General features: G+C 55.3%; 1 protein-coding gene. It reads right to left on the bottom strand.

The features are described from left to right. Positions 1–87: 87 nt before the first annotated feature. Entirely contained in the window at positions 88–3,756 is a 3,669-nt protein-coding gene (gene purL, locus HMPREF3027_RS01500) for a phosphoribosylformylglycinamidine synthase (RefSeq protein WP_070706452.1), read from the bottom strand. Positions 3,757–4,181 lie beyond the last annotated feature (425 nt).

Here is a 4,181-nt window from a genome sequence, read left to right as displayed (position 1 = left end):
ACAGATGCATGACATGCCCGTCATACCCAAAAAATATAGGCCGTGCGGGGATCCACACGGCCTATATATATTAATGTCTAGTAAGCTCTACTTGGTGAGCCAGCGGTAGGCGTTGGTGAACATGGTGAACCATGGGGTCACTTCGTCCGAACGCTCCTCGGGGTAGTAGCCGCACTGCCATGGGAAGATGCTCCGCTCGGGGTGTGGCATCATCGCCAAGTGACGGCCATCGGCACTCGTGAGTGCAGCGATGCCGGCTGGAGACCCATTAGGATTGGCAGGATACTCCTCATAAGCATACTGAGCTGCGATATGGTACTTTGATAGGTCGTAAGGCAGGTCGAAGCGACCCTCGCCGTGTGCCACCCAGCAACCGGTAGTGGTACCCGCCAGCGAGTGGAGGAATACCGAGTTATTCTCTGGGATCGTAAGCGACACAAAGGCACTCTCAAACTTACCCGAAGCATTGTGTGCCATACGGTGCTTCTCCTCGTGTTCTGGATAGAGTAGCCCGAGCTCCGCCATCAGCTGACAACCATTGCAGATACCGAGCGAAAGCGTATCCTTACGGGCATAGAATCGGTCGAGTGCTTGGCGTGCCTTGGCATTGTACTTAAAGCCAGCCGCCCAACCCTTGGCACTGCCCAATACATCGGAGTGAGAGAATCCACCGCAAAAGACGATCAATTGCACCTCCTCCAGCGTCTCACGCCCACTCATCAGGTCGGTCATGTGCACATCCTTCACATCAAAACCAGCGAGATAGAGGGCATAAGCCATCTCACGCTCGCCATTCGTTCCCTTATCACGGATAATGGCAGCTGTCACCCCACTCCGCTTCTCCTCACGCTTTGGACGGACAAATGAGAGCCCCTCCGCAAAGTGATACTTCAGAGGTTGGCGACCACGGTTCTTTGCCCTAAGTGCTGCATTCTCAGGAGTGGTCTGATGCTTCTCCAAAGCATCGGTGGCCACACTCCAGCGGTCAAGCAGATCCTGCATACCTAGCTCCACGTCAAGGTCCTGACTCTTAATCACCAGCGTAGGCATCTCGGTAGTCGTTGCCACTGGCAAGTAGCATACTCCCTCGCCATCAAGGAATTGCTCCAACGCCTCCGACTGAGTAGTAAAGAGCAATAGACCAGGGTTCTCCGCGAAGAGTGCCTTTGCTATTGGTCTATTCGGTGCCTCCACCTTCAGACCACCACGAGCATTGCCCAGCATCATCTCCACCAGAGCGGTAATCACACCACCCGCCGAGATATCGTGCACCGCCTGCACCAGTCCGTGTGCCATAGCCCCTTGGATGGCCTTAAAGCCCTTCACAAAATAGTCGGGATTGGCAATATCTGGCACCTCAACCCCCACCTTACCGAGCGTCTGATAAAGGGCAGAGCCACCAAGGCAACCAGGCATAAAGGAGAGATCCACTTGGTAAATCGTCCCCTTGCCATTCCACACCTGTGGTACAATCTTCTGCACATCCGACACCTCACCAGCGGCAGAGACAATCAGCGTCCCTGGCGAAAGTACCTTGTGCCCACCAGGATACTTCTGCGTCATTGAAAGTGAATCCTTACCAGTAGGGATATTGACCCCTATCGCCTTGGCAAAGTCACTCGCCGCCTCTACAGCTGCATAAAGGCGAGCATTCTCACCATCATTGCGGCAAGGCCACATCCAGTTGGCCGAGAGCGATACCGACTTCAGCCCCTCCTTGAGTGGAGCACCGATCAGATTGGTCAGTGCCTCCGCGATTGCTACACGCGAACCGGCTGGAGCATTCACCAGCGCTACCTGAGGTGCGTGCCCAATCGACGTAGCAATACCTGCCCTACCCTCATAATCGAGTGCCACAGCACCGAGGTCGGAGAGCGGTAGCTGCAGTGGTCCAGCAGTCTGTTGGCGAGCCACCTTGCCCGTTACCGAGCGGTCCACCTTATTGGTAAGCCAATCCTTATTGCCTACCGCCTCTAGCGATAGTACATTGTAGAGGTTTTCCACAAAGCGGTCGGCCGAAAGCTCCTCCTCCCGTGGCTCACTAAAGCTTTGCTCGCGTGTGGTATCGGTCATAATCGTCTTCGGAGCCGAACCAAAGAGATGCTCCAGCTTCAGATCAAAAGGCTTCGACCCATCCTCAGCAATAAAGGATAGCTCCTTATCGCCCGTCGCCTCACCCACCACATAAAATGGTGCCTTCTCACGCTCCGCAATACGCCGTAGCCCCTCAATATCGCCCGACTTCACCAGTAGCCCCATACGCTCCTGGCTCTCATTGGAGATGATCTCCTTAGCCGAAAGAGAAGGGTCGCCGATAGGCAGCTTATCGAGGTAGATTCTACCCCCTTGCGTCTCTACCAACTCACTCAGACAGTTGAGGTGACCTCCAGCTCCATGGTCGTGGATCGAGACAATCGGATTGATATCTCCCTCCGCCATCGCCCGAATCACATTGGCAGCACGCTTCTGCATCTCAGGGTTGGAGCGCTGAATAGCATTCAGTTCAATCGCATCTTCGTACTGACCCGTATTGACCGAGGAGACCGCTCCTCCGCCCATACCGATACGGTAGTTATCACCCCCCATCACCACCATCTTATCACCTGCCGAGGCCTCTCCCTTCAGAGCATCACGCTCCTGAGCATAGCCCACGCCACCAGCCAGCATGATCACCTTGTCGTAGCCCCAGAGCTCCTCACCCTCCTGATGCTCAAAGGTGAGCACCGAACCGGTGATCAAAGGCTGACCATACTTATTACCGAAGTCACTCGCCCCATTGCTCGCCTTGGTGAGCAACTCCTGAGGCGTCTGATAGAGCCAAGGACGGGCCGAGATACCCTCCTCCCATCGCTTGTGGCTCTCGCGAGTGTAAGGGGTCATGTAGACCGCCGTGCCTGCCAATGGCAAACTCGCCTTACCCCCTGCCAAGCGGTCGCGAATCTCTCCACCCGAGCCAGTCGCCGCACCATTGAAGGGCTCTACAGTGGTAGGGAAGTTGTGCGTCTCCGCCTTGAGCGAAAGCACCGACTTCACCTTTTTGGTACGGAAAAAGTCGGGACCAGCCGCATCACGAGGGGCAAAGATCTCCACCTCCGGACCGCTATTGAAAGCCACATTATCCTTGTAAGCCGAAACCAGATTATTGGGGTGCTCCTTGGAGGTCTCCTTGATCATCTGGAAGAGCGAACGCCCTTTCTCCTCGCCATCAATCACAAAGGTACCCCCGAAGATCTTGTGCCGGCAGTGCTCCGAATTGACCTGCGAAAAGCCAAAGAGCTCGCTATCGGTCAAAGGCCTACCTAGCTCCTTAGCCACCTCCTCCAAATATGCCACCTCCTCCTCACTCAGTGCCAAGCCCTCCGCCTCATTGTAGGATCGGATATCCTGCACCTCAATCACCTGCTCAGGGCTATCGGCACCTCTAAAGATGTTGGTGCCCAGCCCCTCATACTTCCGAAGAAGCATCCTATCAAAAGGGGTATCGGCAGTGGCGGGTGTATAAAACTCAATGCGGTCAATCCCTAGGCGATAGCCTAAGTCCATATTCTGAGTAATCTCCACCGCCGTGGTACTCCAAGGGGTCACCATCTCCGCCCTAGGCCCCACATAGTAGCCAGTAAGCGTATCCACAGGCACCTCCTTTGCGTCGCCAAATAACCACGACAAAGCCGCCGCGTCCGCACCCTCAATCGGCTGCGTGTGCCGCACTGCATAGACCAAGCCATCACTCCCTTGATAATAGGTCACTCTCTTCATCTCTCTGCTCTCTATATAATAAGGTGTATACTTCCGAATAGTACCACAAATTTACCCAAAATATACCAAACCCTCCCTATCCCCTCCCGCCTTTCAGGGGGTTACGCTGTAGCACCCACCAGAGCGTCTATGGGTAAGGTTTTTGTTTTGGTGGGGTACCTAATCGGACAAGTCGGACGAGTCGGACACCATGATAGAGCACCCGCCAGGGTGCCACTCAGATAGCCCCCGGTCGAGGCTCGTAGAGCCGAAGACCGGCGGGTTGCGAGTTGTCCCAAATTCCTCGACCCTTGTGGTCGCACCTCCCCATCCAAGTGCGACCACAAGGGTCGATTACGGATACTGTATACTTTTTCCCGCCGGTCGTTCGGGGCTAACGCCCCTCCGACGCGGGGGCTAGCTGAATGGCACCCTCGCGGGTGCTT

The organism is Porphyromonas sp. HMSC077F02 (genome assembly GCF_001815465.1).
In the GTDB taxonomy this organism is placed as follows: Bacteria; Bacteroidota; Bacteroidia; order Bacteroidales; family Porphyromonadaceae; genus Porphyromonas_A; species Porphyromonas_A somerae.
The sequence above is the reverse complement of the archived record's forward strand: the minus strand, read 5'-3'. Positions and strand labels throughout refer to the sequence as shown.

Coding starts and splice junctions, on each gene's coding strand:
- purL (WP_070706452.1), bottom strand. CDS start 3,756: ATGAAGAGAGTGACCTATTATCAAGGGAGTGATGGCTTGGTCTATGCA.